The organism is Streptomyces sp. E2N166 (assembly GCF_003671715.1).
Taxonomy (GTDB): Bacteria; Actinomycetota; Actinomycetes; order Streptomycetales; family Streptomycetaceae; genus Streptomyces; species Streptomyces thinghirensis.
Genome location: NZ_RAIF01000006.1, coordinates 967,932 through 985,140, shown reverse-complemented (window position 1 = coordinate 985,140; position 17,209 = coordinate 967,932). Strand labels below are relative to the sequence as shown.

General features: G+C 71.1%; 13 protein-coding genes and 1 pseudogene. 3 read left to right on the top strand and 11 right to left on the bottom strand.

The features are described from left to right. Positions 1-5: 5 nt before the first annotated feature. The gene (locus EBH09_RS04775; protein ID WP_193776108.1) at positions 6-644 is read left to right on the top strand and encodes a sigma-70 family RNA polymerase sigma factor; all 639 of its coding nucleotides are present in this window, start codon (positions 6-8) and stop codon (positions 642-644) included. Further along, positions 641-1,135 (top strand): hypothetical protein, encoded by a 495-nt coding sequence (locus tag EBH09_RS04770; protein WP_121745715.1) that lies wholly within the window; start codon positions 641-643, stop codon positions 1,133-1,135. Before EBH09_RS04775 ends, EBH09_RS04770 begins: the two co-directional genes overlap by 4 nt. A gap of 74 nt (positions 1,136-1,209) precedes the next feature. Here EBH09_RS04770 and EBH09_RS38585 read toward each other — a convergent pair. The 5 genes and pseudogenes from EBH09_RS38585 to EBH09_RS04745 form a co-directional block, all read right to left on the bottom strand. Beyond that, positions 1,210-1,807 (bottom strand): annotated as a pseudogene (locus tag EBH09_RS38585) (cytochrome P450); the annotation flags it as partial. Between the two features lie 76 nt (positions 1,808-1,883). Continuing rightward, positions 1,884-2,669 carry an N-formylglutamate amidohydrolase gene (locus tag EBH09_RS04760; protein ID WP_121745714.1) on the bottom strand — a complete coding sequence of 262 codons (786 nt, stop codon included), beginning with the start codon at positions 2,667-2,669 and terminating at the stop codon, positions 1,884-1,886. Between the two features lie 154 nt (positions 2,670-2,823). Continuing rightward, a complete protein-coding gene (locus EBH09_RS04755; protein ID WP_121745713.1) occupies positions 2,824-5,043 on the bottom strand; it encodes an NADP-dependent isocitrate dehydrogenase in 2,220 nt (739 codons plus the stop codon). Positions 5,044-5,196: 153 nt separating this feature from the next. Then, complete coding sequence (locus EBH09_RS04750; RefSeq protein WP_193776171.1) at positions 5,197-6,276, bottom strand: mechanosensitive ion channel family protein; 1,080 nt, start codon at positions 6,274-6,276, stop codon at positions 5,197-5,199. Between the two features lie 218 nt (positions 6,277-6,494). Next, the gene (locus tag EBH09_RS04745; protein ID WP_121746244.1) at positions 6,495-7,394 is read right to left on the bottom strand and encodes a lysylphosphatidylglycerol synthase domain-containing protein; all 900 of its coding nucleotides are present in this window, start codon (positions 7,392-7,394) and stop codon (positions 6,495-6,497) included. A gap of 231 nt (positions 7,395-7,625) precedes the next feature. Between EBH09_RS04745 and EBH09_RS04740 the strand changes: the two genes are divergently transcribed. After that, positions 7,626-9,509 carry an ABC transporter ATP-binding protein gene (locus EBH09_RS04740; RefSeq protein WP_121746243.1) on the top strand — a complete coding sequence of 628 codons (1,884 nt, stop codon included), beginning with the start codon at positions 7,626-7,628 and terminating at the stop codon, positions 9,507-9,509. A gap of 44 nt (positions 9,510-9,553) precedes the next feature. On the opposite strand, the gene EBH09_RS04735 is transcribed toward EBH09_RS04740, so the two are convergent. From EBH09_RS04735 to EBH09_RS04710, 6 genes are all read right to left on the bottom strand, one after another. After that, positions 9,554-11,335: a SpoIIE family protein phosphatase gene (locus tag EBH09_RS04735; RefSeq protein ID WP_121745712.1), complete on the bottom strand. Its 1,782-nt coding sequence runs from the start codon at positions 11,333-11,335 to the stop codon at positions 9,554-9,556. Between the two features lie 113 nt (positions 11,336-11,448). Further along, a complete protein-coding gene (locus tag EBH09_RS04730; RefSeq protein ID WP_121745711.1) occupies positions 11,449-13,053 on the bottom strand; it encodes a glycoside hydrolase family 13 protein in 1,605 nt (534 codons plus the stop codon). Positions 13,054-13,181: 128 nt separating this feature from the next. Further along, positions 13,182-14,057 carry a carbohydrate ABC transporter permease gene (locus EBH09_RS04725; RefSeq protein ID WP_121745710.1) on the bottom strand — a complete coding sequence of 292 codons (876 nt, stop codon included), beginning with the start codon at positions 14,055-14,057 and terminating at the stop codon, positions 13,182-13,184. A gap of 18 nt (positions 14,058-14,075) precedes the next feature. Beyond that, positions 14,076-15,035, bottom strand: a complete 960-nt coding sequence (locus EBH09_RS04720) for a sugar ABC transporter permease (RefSeq protein ID WP_121745709.1) — start codon at positions 15,033-15,035, stop codon at positions 14,076-14,078. A 67-nt stretch (positions 15,036-15,102) separates the two neighbouring features. Next, complete coding sequence (locus EBH09_RS04715) at positions 15,103-16,518, bottom strand: extracellular solute-binding protein (RefSeq protein ID WP_121745708.1); 1,416 nt, start codon at positions 16,516-16,518, stop codon at positions 15,103-15,105. Between the two features lie 151 nt (positions 16,519-16,669). Next, positions 16,670-17,209: substrate-binding domain-containing protein (locus EBH09_RS04710; RefSeq protein WP_193776106.1), on the bottom strand; the 540-nt coding region annotated here is incomplete at its 5' end.

The following is a 17,209-nucleotide window of genomic DNA, read 5'->3' as shown; positions in this document are numbered from 1 at the left end:
GCCTCATGGCGGGCGGAACCACCCACTCCACGGCGTACGATGGCGTGTCGTACACGAGGGGTGGGACCGTGGACCGTGCAGATGTCGGGGTGCTCGTCCAGTCTGCCGCCGACGGGGACGCGGCGGCCTGGAAGTCACTGGTGGACGGGCTGGGCCCGCTGGTGTGGTCCGTCGTGCGGGCCCACGGGCTGTCCGACGCCGACGCGCACGAGGTGTACCAGACAGCCTGGTTCCGGCTCGCCCAGCACCTGGGGCGGATCCGCGAACCGGAGAAGACCGGCTCCTGGCTGGCGAGCACGGCACGGCACGAGTGCCTGAAGCTGATCAGGGCGTCGAAGCGGTGGACGCCGACCGACGACGCGCAGCTGCTCGACCGGCCGAGCGAGGACCGTACGCCGGAGGAGTCGGTGCTCGACTCCGAGGAGGCCGCCGCGCAGACCGAGCGCGTGCGGCGGCTGTGGCAGGAGTTCGAGGAACTGGGCGAGCGATGCCGCCAGTTGCTGCGCGTGCTGATCTCCTCGCCGCCGCCCAGTTACCAGGAGGTGTCCGCCGCGCTGGGTATCGCGGTGGGCAGCATCGGGCCGATGCGCCAGCGCTGTCTGCGCCGGCTGCGGGCCCGGCTAGAGGCACGGGGGACGATATGAGCGACATGAACGACGACTTCGGGGACGAACCGTCCGACGGTACGTTCACCGACGAGGAACTCGGCACCGGGCTGCTGGAGGAGGAGCTGCGGCAGGCCGCCGCGATCCTGGACCCGGTCCCGACCGGGTTGCGGCAGATCGCCGTCGACGCCTTCGCCCTGCACGACCTCGACGCCCGCGTCGCCGAGCTGACCTTCGACTCGCTGGTCGACGCCATTCCGGTCAGAGGAGAGACGGACCCGCCGCGGATGCTGACCTTCCGCGCGGACGAGGTGACCGTCGACGTCGAGGTGACCGCGGACGGTCTCATCGGCCAGGTGCTGCCGCCGGGGCCGGCCCGGATCGAGGTGCTGAACGGTCCGCTGGCCCATGCGCGGCTGACGGCGGACGACATGGGCCGGTTCACCGGCGGGGCCCCGCCCACCGGCCCGTTCGCGCTGCGGCTGCGGACCGGCCGGGAGGTGGTCGTGACGGAGTGGCTGCGCGCCTGAGCCGCCGGTCCGCGGCGACGGCCTACCAGGCGCAGGGCGGGGTGCGCGGCCCGCGGGTCATGGTCTCGCGGCGCCGGGCGGGTCGGCAGCAGGTACGGCATCTGGCCGGCGTTGTGGGTGACGGCCTCGCCGCCGATCTGCAGCGGCCCGGCCAGGCCCACCGCCTCCGTCTCGCCGACCTCGCCCCGGCCCACGGCTGAGCCGAGCATCGAGTGCGCGTCGTCGCCGGTGCTGCCGGCGCGGGCGCGGACGGTGTCCGTGATCCACCCGTACAGTCCCCGCTTCGCCCGCTCGGCGGCCTCGACGCCACCGGAGGTGGAGATGATCTGCCGCGTTCAGGAGTGCACACACTCCCGGTCGGCGGCCGGTACGCCCGTCACCTCGCTGACGACGGCGATCGGGAACGGCTTTGGGACCCGGTCGACCAGGTCCGCCGGCGGCCGGTCCGGACGACCCGTCCACCAGGCCGTCGATCTCCCGCGCCCGGGGCCGCAGCCCGTTCGTCGCGCCTGCGGTGAACGCCCCCGCGACCGTGCCCCGCAGCCGGTTGTGGTCGGGCTGGTCGGCGGAGGCGGGCGAGCCGGGGCGCGGCCCGAAGTGCGGGGTGAGGCGTGTGATCTGCCGCTTCGTCACCTCGGCCCGCCCGAACCGGGGGGCGTCGGTGATCGCCTGCGCCATGCGCCCACCTTCACCGCGCCCCGGCGCGGCTGTCGCGTGGGAGTGCCCCGGCCGGTGGGTGGGCCGCCGGTCAGCCCGATACGGCGTCGACGAGAGCCGCCAGCGACTCGGCGAGGCGGGCGAGCCCGGGCCCGGCCGGACCGCCCGGCTCGGTCATGTAGGTGTCCCGGCGGATCTCCACCATCAGCGCGCCGACCTCGCGCCGCTTCCCGTAGAAGTCCAGCGGCACGTACGTCCCGCTGAACGGGCTGTCCAGCCCCGTCCGTCCGCACCGGGCGAACGCTTCCCGGGCGGCGGCGAGCAGCTCGGACGGTGTGTGGAAGCCGTCGGTGCCCAGGCATACCGGGGGGCGCGGCCCTTCCCCGTGCAGTTCGTAGGGCAGCGGCTCGGTGGGGTAGGAGTGCACGTCGATGATCACGGCCCGCCCGGTGGCCGCGAGCCGGTCGGCGACCGCGTCGCTCATCGCCCGCGCGTACGGCCGGAAGTACCGTTCGATCAGCGGCTCCGGGTCGGTGCCGTCGGCCCGTAGCACCTGGCGGTGCGACGTCCGCGTGTACACGGCGCCCATCCCGACGGCCGTCATCTCCTCCCGCTCGTCGGGGAACCGCTCCGGGTCGACGACGAGCCGCGACGCCCGGTTGACGAACCGCCAGGGCGTGACACCGGCCAGGCCGGCCGCCGCCTCGGAGATCTCCGCGGTGTGCGAGTCGGTGATGTGGTCCAGCTCCCGTTCCAGCGCGGCGTCGTCCAGGACGATGCCGGGGCGGACATCGGCGGGTATCCGCCGCGATGAGTGCGGCACGTGCAGGATCACGGGGGAGGCGGGGGCGCCGGGGACGAGCTCGAAGGAGGACATGAGGCTGCTCCGCAGGAACGTAGAGAACGCGGGGACGCGGGGACGCGGGGACGCGGGGACGCGGGGACGCGGGGACGCGGGGACGATACAGACGCGCACCCCGCCTCCGTGAACGGAGACGGGGTGCGTCGCAGGCCCTCGGGCCGGGTGAGGATCAGGCGAGGGACGCCAGCGCCTCGTTCCACGTGACCGACGGGCGCATGATCTCGGCGGCCTTGGCCGGGTCGGGCTGGTAGTAGCCGCCGATCTCGGCGGGCTTGCCCTGGACGGCGTTCAGCTCGTCGACGATCTTCTGCTCGTTCGCGGACAGCGTCTCGGCGAGCGGGGCGAAGGCCTTGGCCAGGTCCCCGTCCTCGGTCTGCTTGGCCAGCTCCTGCGCCCAGTACAGGGACAGGAAGAAGTGGCTGCCGCGGTTGTCGATGCCGCCGACGCGCCGGGTCGGGGACTTGTCCTCGTTGAGGAAGGTCGCCGTGGCGCGGTCGAGGGCGTCGGCGAGGACCTTGGCGCGGGTGTTGCCGGTGACCTCGGCGTACTGCTCCAGGGACGGCACCAGGGCGAAGAACTCGCCGAGGGAGTCCCAGCGCAGGTAGTTCTCCTTGACCAGCTGCTGCACGTGCTTGGGCGCGGAGCCGCCGGCGCCGGTCTCGAAGAGGCCGCCGCCCGCCATCAGCGGGACGACCGACAGCATCTTGGCGCTGGTGCCCAGCTCCAGGATCGGGAAGAGGTCGGTCAGGTAGTCGCGCAGCACGTTGCCGGTGACGGAAATCGTGTTCTCACCGCGGCGGATGCGCTCCACCGACAGCTTGGTCGCCTCGACCGGGGACAGGATCTTGATGTCCAGGCCCTCGGTGTCGTGCTCCGGCAGGTACGCCTTGACCTTGGCGATCAGGTTGGCGTCGTGGGCGCGGCCCTCGTCGAGCCAGAAGACCGCCGGGTCGCCGGTGGCGCGGGCGCGGGTGACGGCCAGCTTGACCCAGTCGCGGATCGGGGCGTCCTTGGTCTGGCAGGCGCGGAAGACGTCGCCGGCGGAGACCGTCTGCTCCAGCACGGCGTTGCCGTCGGCGTCGACCAGGCGGACCGTGCCCGTGGTGGGGATCTCGAAGGTCTTGTCGTGGCTGCCGTACTCCTCGGCCTTCTGCGCCATGAGGCCGACGTTCGGGACCGAGCCCATCGTGGAGGGGTCGTAGGCGCCGTTGGCGCGGCAGTCCTCGATGACGGCCTGGTACACGCCGGCGTAGGAGGAGTCCGGGATGACGGCGAGGGCGTCGTGCTCCTGGCCGTCCGGGCCCCACATGTGGCCGGAGGTGCGGATCATGGCCGGCATGGAGGCGTCGATGATGACGTCGGAGGGCACGTGCAGGTTGCTGATGCCCTTGTCGGAGTCGACCATCGCCAGTTCCGGGCCCTCGGCGAGCTCGGCGTCGAAGGAGGCCTTGATCTCGGCACCCTCGGGCAGGGACTCCAGGCCCTTGTAGATACCGCCCAGGCCGTCGTTCGGGGTGAGGCCGGCCTTGGCGAGGGCCTCGCCGTACTGGGCGAAGGTCTTCGGGAAGAAGGCGCGGACCACGTGGCCGAAGATGATCGGGTCGGAGACCTTCATCATCGTGGCCTTCAGGTGCACCGAGTACAGGATGCCCTCGGACTTGGCGCGGGCGACCTGGGCCGTGAGGAACTCGCGCAGCGCGGCGACGCGCAGCACGGAGGCGTCGACGACCTCGTCCTTCTTCACGGGCACGGACTCGCGCAGCACCGTGGTGGTGCCGTCGTCGCCGACCAGCTCGATCCGCAGCGCGCCGTCCTCGGCGATCACCACGGACTTCTCCGTGGAGCGGAAGTCGTTCTCACCCATGGTCGCCACGTTGGTCTTGGACTCGCCGGTCCAGGCGCCCATGCGGTGCGGGTGGGTCTTGGCGTAGTTCTTCACCGAGGCCGGGGCGCGGCGGTCGGAGTTGCCCTCGCGCAGGACCGGGTTGACCGCGGAGCCCTTGACCTTGTCGTAGCGGGCGCGGATGTCGCGCTCCTCGTCGGTCTTCGGGTCGTCCGGGTAGGCCGGCAGCGCGTAGCCCTGGCCCTGCAGCTCGGCGATGGCGGCCTTGAGCTGCGGGATGGACGCCGAGATGTTCGGCAGCTTGATGATGTTTGCGGCGGGCGTCTTGGCCAGCTCGCCGAGCTCCGCCAGGGCGTCCGGGATGCGCTGGTCCTCGGCCAGGTACTCCGGGAACAGGGCGATGATGCGGCCGGCCAGCGAGATGTCGCGGGTCTCGACCGCGACACCCGCCTGCGAGGCGTACGCCCGGATCACCGGCAGGAACGAATACGTCGCCAGGGCCGGGGCCTCGTCAGTGTGTGTATAGATGATGGTCGAGTCAGTCACCGGGTGCTCCGCTCCACGTCTGCAACATTGCTCGACATCAAGATATCTCCTGATCGACCCGGGCTCGACAGGGGCCGTGCGGAGATTCCGGACAACCGGCCGCACGGCCCCTGCCGAACACGCGAGCCCACACGCGAACGGGTCGGTGGACGATCAGGCGAACGGGACGACGTCCTCGCCCGTCCGCTGCTGCGGGAACACCACGGTCCCCTGCTGGAGAGCGACCGTCCGGGCGGGCGCCGGAATGCGGATGCCCTCCTCGCGGTAGCGCTTGTGCAGGCGCTTGATGAACTCGTGCTTGATCCGGTACTGGTCGCTGAACTCGCCGACGCCCAGGATCACCGTGAAACCGATCCGCGAGTCGCCGAACGTGTGGAACCGCACCGCCGGCTCGTGCTCCGGCACCGCGCCGGCGATCTCGGTCATCACCTCGGCGACCACCTCCGTCGTCACCCGCTCCACGTGCTCCAGGTCACTGTCGTAGGAGACGCCGGCCTGGACCAGGATGGTCAGCTGCTGCTCGGGCCGCATGAAGTTGGTCATGTTGGACTGCGCGAGCTTGCCGTTCGGGATGACGACCAGGTTGTTGGACAGGTCGCGGACGGTGGTCTGCCGCCAGTTGATGTCCTCGACATAGCCGTCCTCGCCGCTGCTGAGCTGGATGTAGTCACCCGGCTGCACGGTCTTCGACGCCAGGATGTGCACGCCCGCGAAGAGGTTGGCCAGCGTGTCCTGCAGGGCCAGCGCGACCGCCAGACCACCGACGCCCAGGGCGGTGAGCAGCGGCGCTATGGAGATGCCCAAGGACTGCAGCATCACCAGGAAGCCGATGGACAGCACCAGGATGCGGGTGATGTTGACGAAGATGGTGGCCGATCCGGCGACCCCGGAACGGGACAGGGTCACCGATCGCACCAGGCCGGCGACGACTCGGGCCGACGACACGGTCGCCACGAAGATCAGCAGGACCGTCAGCACCTGGTTGACGTTGTGCTGCACCGTCCGGGTCAGCGGCAGCGCCGCCGCCGCGCCCGCGACACCGCCCGCGACCGCCGCCCACGGTGCCACCGTGCGCAGCGCGGCCACCATGACGTCGTCGCCGCTCCAGCGGGTGCGCCCGGCGTGCCCCGCCAGCCAGCGCAGCACCATGCGCAGCAGGAACGCGCCCAGGAGGCCCGCCGCCAGCGCGATGCCGGCGGGCACCACGTGGTCCATGGTCAGGTCGTCCGTCACCACCGGCCACCTCCATGGGGAACGGCCGCGGCGAAGTCCCTCGCCGACGGCCGGATGTGAAGTCTCGTCACGTCGTCACCTGCTCGATACCTGCTGGATTCCGTAATGCGCGAATCGCGCCGGTCCGCAAGAGAGTTCGACCGGCGCGAGCGTTCATCCTGCCGTATCGCGGGTGGTGGTCGGTACCGCGCCGAGGTGCGGGGCGCGGTGTTTCGGCCTCAGATCACCTTCATCCGTACCAGCGCCGCCAACGTCAGCGCCCCGGGCAGCAGTGGCAGCCAGACGGTCATGAGCCGGAACGCGAGCACCACCGCCGTGGCAACGGCCGCCGGGCCGCCCGCCGCCACCAGCGCCACGACCAGCGCCGCCTCCACCGAACCGATCCCGCCCGGGGTGGGCACCAGTGCGACCGCGACCGTGGCCGCCAGATACGCCACCGCCATGTGCGCGGCCGGCACCGGCAGCCCCAGCGACTCACCCACCAGCACCAGCACCGCCGCCTGGAGCGCGGGGAAGGCGAGCGCGCCGCCCCACAGCGCCAGCGCACGCGCCGGGAGGGCGTGCACCGACCGGGCCTCGCCGAGCGCCGTCCGCAGAAAGGAGACCAGCGCCCCACGCAGCCGTGGCGCCAGCGCGAGTACGCCCGCCGCCACGACCGGCACCGCGCCCGCGACGACCAGCAGCGGCCCCACGGCCCCCTCGGGCAGCAGCGTGCCGAGCCGCAGCGCGTCGGGGAACGCGATCAGCAGGGCGCCCAGCAGGGCGAGCCGGCCCACGCTCTCCGCCAGCAGATACAGGGCGAGAGCGGCCGAGGAACGGGCGAGCGGCAGCCCGCACACCGCCATGAACCGCAGGTTGACCGCGCTCGCGCCCAGCCCCGTCGGCAGTAGGTGGTTGGCCGCGCCCGCCGCGAACTGCGTGGCGAGCAGCCGCCGCCGCGGCAGCCGCTCCACCACGGCGCCCTGCCGGGTGCAGGCCGCGGCGACCCAGGTCAGACACGTCGCACAGGCCGCGGCCAGCAACCAGGGCCACCGCGCGGTGGCGAGATGGCCGAAGCCCTCGGCGAGCACGGACCGGTGCCGCACCGCGACCACGGTGACCAGCATCAACGGAAGCACGCAGAAGACCCGCCGGACCAGGCGGGCGCGGCTGTCGCGGCGGACGGGGGCGAAGCCGGGGACGGGCTTCTCGGGGAGTCGTACCGCTGTCACACCACAAGAGATTCCCTGTACGGCGCCAACTACGGATGACCGACGCGCGGACGACGTCTTACGGACGGCGGACGGCCGCTCAACCGCGAGGCTCTTGACCTCAAGGAAGATTGAGGTTCTACCGTCACTCGCATGAGCATGGAGACCACAGCCTGGACCCAACTGCACAGCGTCATGAACGCCGAGCAGGAGCGCCGACCCCTCGCCCGCGCGACGCTGCGCCGCATCGGCGCGTTCGCCCGCCCGCACCGCCGCAGCATCGCCCGGTTCGTCCTGCTCGGGGTGGTGACGGCGCTGCTCGCCGTCGCCACGCCCGTCCTGGCCGGCCACGTCGTCAACGCGATCGTGTCGGGCGACGACGAGAGCGCGGTCGTACGCCTCGCCCTGCTGATCGCGCTCATCGCGGTCGCCGAGGCGGTGCTCGGCATTCTCTCCCGGAGGCTCTCGGCGAGGCTCGGGGAGGGACTCATCCTCGATCTGCGCACGGCTGTGTTCGATCATGTGCAGCGCATGCCGGTCGCGTTCTTCACACGTACTCGTACGGGAGCACTGGTCTCCCGTCTCAACAACGACGTCATCGGAGCCCAACGGGCCTTCAGCAACACGCTGTCCGGAGTGGTGAGCAACCTGGTCACGCTGTTGCTCACCCTGGTCGTCATGCTCACCCTGTCCTGGCAGATCACCCTGCTCGCGCTGGTGCTGCTGCCGGTGTTCGTGTTCCCGGCCCGGCGCATGGGCCGCCGCATGGCCCGCATGCAGCGCGAGGCCGCCACCCTGAACGCAGCCATGGGCACCCGGATGACCGAGCGCTTCTCGGCCCCCGGCGCCACGCTGATCAAGCTGTTCGGCCGCCCCGAGGACGAGTCGGCCGAGTTCGCCGACCGCGCCCGCCGCGTCGCCGACATCGGCGTGCGCACCGCCACCGCCCAAGCGGCGTTCATCACCGCCCTCACCCTGGTCTCCGCCCTCGCCCTGGCCCTGGTCTACGGCCTCGGCGGCTGGTTCGCCCTGCGCGGCACCCTGAACCCGGGCGACGTCGTGGCGCTGGCGCTGCTGCTGACCCGCCTGTACGCACCGCTCACCGCGCTGGCCGGGGCCCGCGTGGAGGTCATGAGCGCCCTGGTCAGCTTCGAGCGGGTCTTCGAGGTGCTGGACCTGACCCCGCTCATCGACGAGAAGCCCGACGCCCGCCCGGTCCCCGACGGCCCGGTCGCCGTCGAGTTCGACGACGTCCGCTTCGGCTACCCTTCCGCCGACAAGGTCTCCCTGGCCTCCCTCGAAGAGGTCTCCTCCCTGGACACCCGGGGCGGCGAGGAGGTGCTGCACGGCCTCTCCTTCCGCGCCGAACCGGGGCAGACCATCGCGCTCGTCGGCTCCTCCGGCGCCGGCAAGTCGACCATCGCCCAACTGCTGCCGCGCCTGTACGACGCCGACGGCGGCACCGTCCGCGTCGGCGGCGTCGACGTCCGCGACCTGGGCGCCAGGTCACTGCGCGACACCGTCGGCATGGTCACCCAGGACGGCCACCTCTTCCACGACACGGTCCGCGCCAACCTGCTGCTGGCCCGCCCCGGCGCCACCGACACCGAGCTGTGGGACGCGCTGCACCGCGCCCGGCTGGTCGACCTCGTACGGTCCCTGCCCGACGGCCTCGACACGGTGGTCGGCGAGCGCGGCTACCGGCTCTCCGGCGGTGAGCGGCAGCGCATGACCATCGCCCGGCTGCTGTTGGCCCGCCAGCGCGTCGTCATCCTCGACGAGGCCACCGCCCACCTCGACAACACCTCCGAGGCGGCCGTCCAGGAGGCCCTCGCGGAGGCGTTGGAGGGCAGGACCGCCGTGGTGATCGCGCACCGGCTGTCGACGGTCCGGGCGGCCGACCAGATCCTGGTGGTCGAGGCCGGCCGCATCGTGGAACGCGGTACCCACGACGAACTCCTGGCCGCCGACGGCCGCTACGCCCAACTGCACCGCACCCAGTTCGGACGCCGCGCGACGGAGAAGGCGAAGCAGGCGGCGTGAGCGCACGGGAGCGCGAGGTGCGGGCCGGGACGGTACGGACGGCGCTACCGCGGTCCGGCCGCCCCGGTACGCACGGGCAGGTCCTGCTCGGCCCAGACGACCTTCCCTCCGGGCGTGCGGCACGAACCCCAGCGCCGGCACAGCATGTTGATCAGCTGGAGACCGCGCCCGCTCTCGTCGCTCACGTCCGCGTGCTGGATCTGCGGCAGGTCGGGCCCGGAGTCGGAGACCTCCACGGACAGCCGTTCGTGCCGCAGGAGCCGCAGTTCACCGGGGGCGTTGCCGTACCGCAGGGCATTGCCGACCAGCTCGCTGACCACCAGCTCCGTCGTGTCGACCAGGTCGTCCAGACCCCATTTCACCAACTGTTCGCGCACCGCGGTCCGGGCCTGCCCGGCGGCCTTGCCGTCCGGCGGCAGCGTCCGCACGTACACATCGCCTTCCGGACCGAGCGGCCGCACGCCGGCGAACAGGACGATCGCGTCGTCGGACCGGTCTCCGCCGACCCGCTCGATGATCGCCCGGCACACCGAGCCGTCCACGGGCACCCCGTCGCCGACCGCCTCGCGCAGCCGCTCCATCCGGCCGGTGAGGCCCGCGGCGCGCGACCTGACCAGGCCGTCCGTGTACAGCGTCAGCCGGCTTTGCCCGGGTACGGGGCAGTCGACCGGGTCGTACGGGATCACCCCGGCCCCCAGCGGCGCCCCGGTGGGCACGTCCAGGAACGAGGCGGTGCCGTCGGGCCCGGTCAGCAGCGGCGGCGGGTGACCGGCGCTGGCGATGCGGAAGGTGCTGCCGCACGGGTCGTAGACGGCGCACAGACAGGTGGCGACCTGGTCCTCCTCCAGGTCGCGGGCGGCCAGGTCCAGCCGGGCCAGCAGCCGTTCGGGCGCGATGTCGAGCGCCATCAGGGTCCGGGCCACGGTGCGCAGCCGGCCCATGGTCGCGGCGGCTGCCAGCCCGCGCCCCATCACGTCGCCCACCATCAACGCCGTACGGCCGCTGGGCAGCGCGACGACGTCGAACCAGTCGCCGCCCACGCCGGCCGGATCACCGGCCGGGTCGTAGCACGAGGACACGTCGAGGCCGGGCGTACTCGGGCTGGAGCGGGGGAGCAGGGCCCGCTGCAGAGTGACCACGTGTTCGCGCTCGCGCCCGTAGAGCCGGGCGTTGTCGATGTACACGGCCGCCTTGGACGCCAGTTCCATGGCCAGCGCGACGTCGGCCTGGGTGAACGGCGCCCGGCTCCCCGCCCGGACGAAGTCGGCGAGACCCAGCAGCACACCGCGGGCCACCAGCGGAACCACCAGATAGGAGTGGACTCCCGCGCGACGCATGATGTCGGCCGACTCGGGCGTGGGAGCGACGACGGCGTAGTCCGGCCGCGTCATCCGGGCGATCAGCACCGGTTCGCGGGAGATCAGGCACCTGAGCCCGAGCCGGTCGGCGGTGTGCACGGACAGCTCGCCCACCGGGTCCGGCGCGAGGTCCAGACCGTCGATCTCCGACACCGCCATGGCCCTGAGCCGCGGGGGCTCCGTCCCGCGGACGCGATCACCCTCCTGGAACCGCAGCACGGTGTCCAGCAGGTCCACCGCGGAGCCGTCGGCCAGCTCCGGCACGGTGAACGCGGCCAGCTCCTCCGCCGTGCGCCGCAGGTCCAGGGTGGTTCCGATCCGCAGACCGGCCTCGTTCAGCCACGCCAGCCGGCGCCGCGCGCCGAGGGCCTCCGTCATCGGCCGCAGCGTGCCGCGCAGGATGCGGCGCCCGCCGACGAGAGGGCTGCGAGGGCGGCGCAGCCCGCGCTGCCACGGTCGTTCCCGCACGCGTCGCCTCCTCCCACGGCCTCCTGCCCCGATTCTGCCCTGCCTCGGGGCGACCGGCGACGGCGGCGCCTCGATCGGTTGGCCCACCGAACGAGGCGGCTGCCTGGCCCGCCTCAGACGCGCAGCCACACCGCCGTGTCCCGCGGCAGCGCGCCGTCCACGTCGAGCGGCCCGCTGCAGAGCAGGAGCGAGCTGTGAACGGGCAACCCCACCGGTGCCGCGGACAGGTTGACGACGCACATCAAGCCGTCCCCGCGCCGGAACGCGAGGACGCCGTCCGGTGCCGGCAGCCAGTCGAGGGGGCCGTCACCGAAACCGTCGGTGGAGCGCCGCAGGCGCAGCGCCTCGCGGTAGAGCGTGAGCATCGACTCCGGGTCGGCGTCCTGGCGGTCCGCGGCGTACGTCGACCAGCCCGCCGGCTGCGGCAGCCAGGGTTCCGTCTCGGAGCCGAACCCGCAGTACGGGGCGTCCGCCGACCACGGCAGTGGTACCCGGCAGCCGTCCCGGCCGGGATCGGTGCCCCCGGAGCGGAAGTGCATCGGGTCCTGGATCCGGTCGAGCGGGACGTCCGCCTCGGGCAGCCCGAGTTCCTCCCCCTGGTACAGATAGACCGACCCGGGCAGGGCCAGCGTCAGCAGTGCGGCCGCCCGGGCGCGCCGGGTTCCGAGGACGAGGTCGGTCGGGGTGCCGAAGGCCTTCTTCGCGAAGTCGAAGCCGGTGTCCGCACGGCCGTACCGGGTCACGGTGCGGGTCACGTCGTGGTTGCAGAGCACCCAGGTGGCGGGGGCGTCGACCGGGGCGTGCTCGGCGAGGGTGTCGTCGATCGTGCGGCGCAGCCGGTCCGCTTCCCAGGGACAGGCGAGGAAGTTGAAGTTGAAGGCGGTGTGCAGTTCGTCGGGCCGCAGATAGCGGGCGAAGCGCTCCGCGTCGGGCAGCCACACCTCACCCACGAAGACCGCCCCGTACTCGTCGGCTACGGCTCGCCAGGAGCGGTAGACGTCGTGCAGTTCGTCCTGGTCGATGTACGGGTGTGGGTCGACGCCCTCCTCGAAGTCCGCGAGCGCGGGGTCCTTCGCGAGCAGGGCGGCGGAGTCGATCCGCACGCCGGCGACACCCCGTTCGAACCAGAAGCGCAGTACGTCCTCGTGCTCCCGGCGCACCTCGGGGTGGGCCCAGTTCAGGTCGGGCTGCTCCGGGGTGAAGAGATGGAGGTACCACTCGCCGTCCGGGACCCGGGTCCAGGTACGGCCGGAGAACTGGGAGGGCCAGTTGTTGGGCGGGAGTTCGCCGGTCTCCCCGCGCCCCGGGCGGAAGTGGAAGCGCTCCCGCTCCGCACTGCCCGGGCCGGCGGCCAGCGCCGCCCGGAACCAGGCGTGCTGGTCCGAGACGTGGTTGGGAACGATGTCGACGATGGTGCGGATGCCCAGCTCCCGTGCCTCGGCGATCAGCTTCTCGGCCTCGCCGAGGGTGCCGAAGGCCGGGTCGATCGTGCGGTAGTCGGCGACGTCGTAACCGCCGTCGACGAGCGGTGAGACGTACCAGGGCGTGAACCAGACGGCGTCGACCCCGAGTTCGGCGAGGTACGGCAGTCTCGCCCGGACGCCCGCGAGGTCACCGGTGCCGTCGCCGTCGCCGTCGGCGAAACTGCGGGGGTACACCTGGTAGATGACGGCGTCGCGCCACCAGCCTTCGGTACGGTGCGAGTTGGGGGCTGCCACGTGACGGTCCTTTCGGGCAGGTTGGATCTTCGCCGCCGGCCCGGACAGGGCGGGGCGTCGGACGGGCCGGCGGCGAAGGTTGACGGGGACGAGCCGGTGGGGCGGGGCGGGAGACGGGCTTCAGTGCCTCAGCCCTTGAGTCCGCCGGCGGTGAGTCCGCTCATGATGTTGCGCTGGAAGATCAGGAAGATGATCAGTGTCGGCAGTGAGGCCATGGTGAGCGCGGCGATCAGCACGTTGACGGGCACGCCGTTGGACAGGGAGTAGATGCCGACGTTCAGCGTCTGCTTGGCCGGGTCGGGAAGCGTCAGCATGGGCCAGAGGAAGTCCTTCCAGACGCCCACGATCGCGAAGATGGACACCACGCCGAGGATCGGCCGCGAGATGGGCAGCACGATCGACCACAGGGTGCGCATCGGCGAGGCGCCGTCCATGGACGCCGCGTCGAGCAACTCCCTCGGAATCGAGTCGAAGAACCGCTTCAGCAGGAAGATGTTGAAGGCGTTGGTCACCGAGGGCAGCCAGATCGCCCAGGGCGTGTTGAGCAGGTTGCGTTCGAAGATCGGCACGTCGAGCACCGTCAGGTACTGCGGCACGACCAGCACCGTCGCCGGGATCATCAGCGTCGCCAGCATCATGCCCAGGATGGCCTTGCCGAGGACCGGGCGGAGCTTGGAGAGCGAGTACGCCGCCGCCACGTCGAGCACCAGCTGGAAGGCGAGGGCGCCGAACGCGTAGTACAGGGTGTTCCCCAGCAGGCCGGCCAGGTCCATGACGTTCCAGGCCTGTGAGTAGTTGTCGGGTTCGAAGGACTCGGGAACCAGTGTCGGCGGGGTCTGGACCACTTCCTGGGTGTCCTTGAACCCGCTGGAGACCATCCAGTACATGGGGCCGAGGAAGACCACGGTGAAGAGCGTGACGACGCCGCCGAACGTCACCCAGTAGAGGACCTTGCCGCGAGGCCTGGCGAGCTGGGCCGGTGAGATGAGCGTGCGTGTGGACATCTGTGGTTCTCCCCCGGCCTACTCGTCCTCGGCGCGGCTGAGCTTCACGTACGCCGCCGAGAATCCGGCGAGGAGTACGAGGAGCAGCAGGCCGAGGGCCGCCGCGGCGCCGTAGTTGTTGAAGTTGAAGGCGTACTGGTAGATGAGGTAGACGACGGTGGTGGTCGAGCCCTCGGGGCCGGCGCCGCCGGTGAGCAGGAAGGGTTCGACGAAGACCTGCATGGTGGCGATGATCTGCATGAGCAGCATCAGCGAGAGGATGAGCCGCGTCTGCGGGATCGTCACGTGCCAGATCTTGCGCAGCAGCCCGGCTCCGTCCAGCTCCGCCGCCTCGTACAGCTCCCCGGGGATGCCCTGGAGCGCGGCGAGGTAGATGAGTGCCGCGCCGCCCATGTTCATCCAGGTCGACGCGATGACCACGGAGAGCATGGAGAGGTGGGGATCCTGCAGCCACTGCTGCTCGGGCAGCCCGAAGAAGCCGAACAGCTCGTTGAGCAGGCCGTAGCCGGGGTCGTACAGGTACTTGAAGAGCAGCACGGCGGCGACCGGTGGCAGCATCACCGGCAGATAGACCAGGAGTCTCAAGTACCCTTTGCCGTGCCGGAGTTCGTTGATCACAAGCGCGACCACGAACGGCACGGCGAAGCCGAGGACCAGGGCCAGCACGGTGAACAGCAGCGTGTTGCGCCACGCCTGCCAGAAGGCCGGGTCGTTGAAGACCGTGCGCAGATTGTCCAGGCCGACCCAGGAGACCTCGCCCTGGTCCGTCTTCTGGAAGGCGAGGAAGAACTCCCGGACCATGGGGTACCAGGAGAAGAAGGCGAAGCAGAGTACCGCCCCGATCAGGAAGCCGTGCGCGGTGAGATTGCGCTTCAGGCTCCTGCCGAAGGACCCGCCGGGCGGGGGCGGGCCGTCCACCGGCGGCTGGGAGTGGCGGGATCTCGCCGCCTTGCTCGGGGTCAGGCTGGGGGCCGACATCGTCGCTCCTCGGGACTGATCTCGTGGGCCCCGGGAGGCGGTGCGGCCCGCCCCCCGAGGGAGCCGGTCACTGCGTGGCCAGGACCTGGTTGACCTGCTGCTCCGCGCTGGAGAGCAGTTTGTCGATGTCGGCGTCCTTGTTGGTGAGGATGCCGGACATCACGTTGTCCAGGACCTTGTAGACCTCCTGCGCCTTCGGCGGCTCGGCCATGCCCGGGACCGGGTTGTCCATGAACGTCTTGAAGTTCGCGACCGGCATGGTGGCGTGCTCGATCCGGGCCGCGTCGTCCTTCTTCTTCGACTCGTTCAGCCAGAAGTTGGGCTGCGGGAGGCCGACCGGCAGGTCGTCCTTCTTCTTGCGGGCCCAGTCGAACTGTCCCTGGCCTACGGTGAGGTTCTTGAAGTTCAGCCAGGCGACGGCCGCCTTGATCTTGTCCGGGGAGATACCCTCCTTGATCATGTAGCCGTTGCCGCCGGCGAGCGTGTTCTGCTCGCCCGGGATCGGTCCCATGCCGAAGTTCTCGTAGTCGGCGCCGAGTTGCTGCACCATGTATGTGATGTCGTCGGGCGCGGCGAGGAACATGCCCAGCTTGTCGGTTGCGATCTGCTTCTGCAGGTCGCCCCACTTGAGCAGCTGGGTCTTGCCCATGCTCTCGTCCTCCCAGCGCATGGCGTGGAGGTTCTCGGCGACCTGCTTGCCCAGCTCGTCGTTGAACGCCGCCTTCCTGCCGCTCGCGTCGACGACCTCGCCGCCGAGGCTGTACATCTGGGCGGTGAAGTGCCAGCCACCGGTGTTGCCCGCGCTGTACTCGCCGAAGCCGGCGATCCCCTCGCCCAGGCCGGAGATCTTCTTGGCGGCGGTGCGCACCTCGTCCCACGTGCGCGGCGGGGTGTCCGGATCGAGCCCGGCCTGCTCGAAGAGCTTGCGGTTGACCAGCAGGCCCATCGTGTAGTTGCTCTCGGGCAGGCCGTAGAGCTTGTTCTCGTGCTTGAGCGAGCCGAGGACGTTCGGGTCGATGTCCTTCAGGGCCGGCACGGTCTTGTCGTTGACGTACGCGGTGATGTCCTCGGCGCCGTCGTTGTCCAGCACCTGGGGCAGGTCGGTGAAGTACGTGTAGAAGACGTCGGGCTGTGACTTGGCCTTGAGCATCGCCGTGAAGCGCGGCGGTTCCAGGCACTGGCCCGGGGTGGAGCGGCCGTCGATGGTGACGTTCGGGTACTTGTCGTTGAACGTCTTGACGTCCTCCTTCCACTCCCTCAGCTCGGCCGCCTTCGCCGCCGGCGGCATGCAGTCGATGGTGATCGTCACCTTGGTCTTCGGGTCCAGCGGAGCAGCCGGGTCGGAGGACCCGCTGCCGCCTTCGGAACCGCCGCCGTCGTCACTGCTGCTCGTGCCGCAGGCGGCCAGAGCGGTCAGGGTGAGAGCGGAGACGAGCGTGATGGCGCCGGCACGGCGAGTACGGCGGAACCGAGCACTTCTCATGAGTGGTCCCCTTCGGGCATGAACGTGGAAGGCGCCCCACCGCCGATGCGTTGTGGGGCGCCGCTCACTCAACCACCGTGAACAAGTGAACGCAATATCGCGCGCTGATTTCGTAAATGCTCGACAGGCCGCCGAAGATGTGGAGGTGCGATTACTTGGCGGATGCCTGTGCGGTGGAGCCGCGGACGACGAGTTCGGGTTCGAAGAGCAGCTCCCTGTGGGGGACTTCGGTGCCTTGAATTTGTGCGCAGAGGAGGTCGACGGCGGCGCGTCCCATGGCTTCGATGGGTTGGCGGACGGTGGTGAGCGGGGGTTCGGTGCAGGTCATGAAGGCGGAGTCGTCGTAGCCGACGACGGAGATGTCGCGGGGTACGTGGAGTCCGCGTCGGCGGGCGGCGCGGACGGCGCCGAGGGCGAGGGGGTCGCTGGCGCAGATGATGCCGGTGACGCCGCGCTCGAGCAGGCGGGAGGCGGCTGCCTGGCCGCCCTCCAGGGAGAACATGGCCCGCTCGACGAACTCCTCGGGCAGCTCGGCGTTCATGGCGTGCGCCGCGTCCTGGGCGGCGGCCAGTTTCCTGCGGGAGGGGATGTGGTCGGAAGGGCCGAGCACCAGGCCGATGCGCTCGTGACCCAGGGACGCGAGGTGACGCCAGGACTGCTCCACGGCCACGGCGTCGTCGCAGGCGATGCA

Bases quoted from the DNA above. Each gene is read 5' to 3' on its own strand.
- EBH09_RS04775 (WP_193776108.1), top strand. From the start codon at position 6: ATGGCGGGCGGAACCACCCACTCCACGGCGTACGATGGCGTGTCGTAC.
- EBH09_RS04770 (WP_121745715.1), top strand. From the start codon at position 641: ATGAGCGACATGAACGACGACTTCGGGGACGAACCGTCCGACGGTACG.
- EBH09_RS04760 (WP_121745714.1), bottom strand. From the start codon at position 2,669: ATGTCCTCCTTCGAGCTCGTCCCCGGCGCCCCCGCCTCCCCCGTGATC.
- EBH09_RS04740 (WP_121746243.1), top strand. From the start codon at position 7,626: ATGGAGACCACAGCCTGGACCCAACTGCACAGCGTCATGAACGCCGAG.
- EBH09_RS04725 (WP_121745710.1), bottom strand. From the start codon at position 14,057: ATGTCCACACGCACGCTCATCTCACCGGCCCAGCTCGCCAGGCCTCGC.
- EBH09_RS04720 (WP_121745709.1), bottom strand. From the start codon at position 15,035: ATGTCGGCCCCCAGCCTGACCCCGAGCAAGGCGGCGAGATCCCGCCAC.
- EBH09_RS04715 (WP_121745708.1), bottom strand. From the start codon at position 16,518: ATGAGAAGTGCTCGGTTCCGCCGTACTCGCCGTGCCGGCGCCATCACG.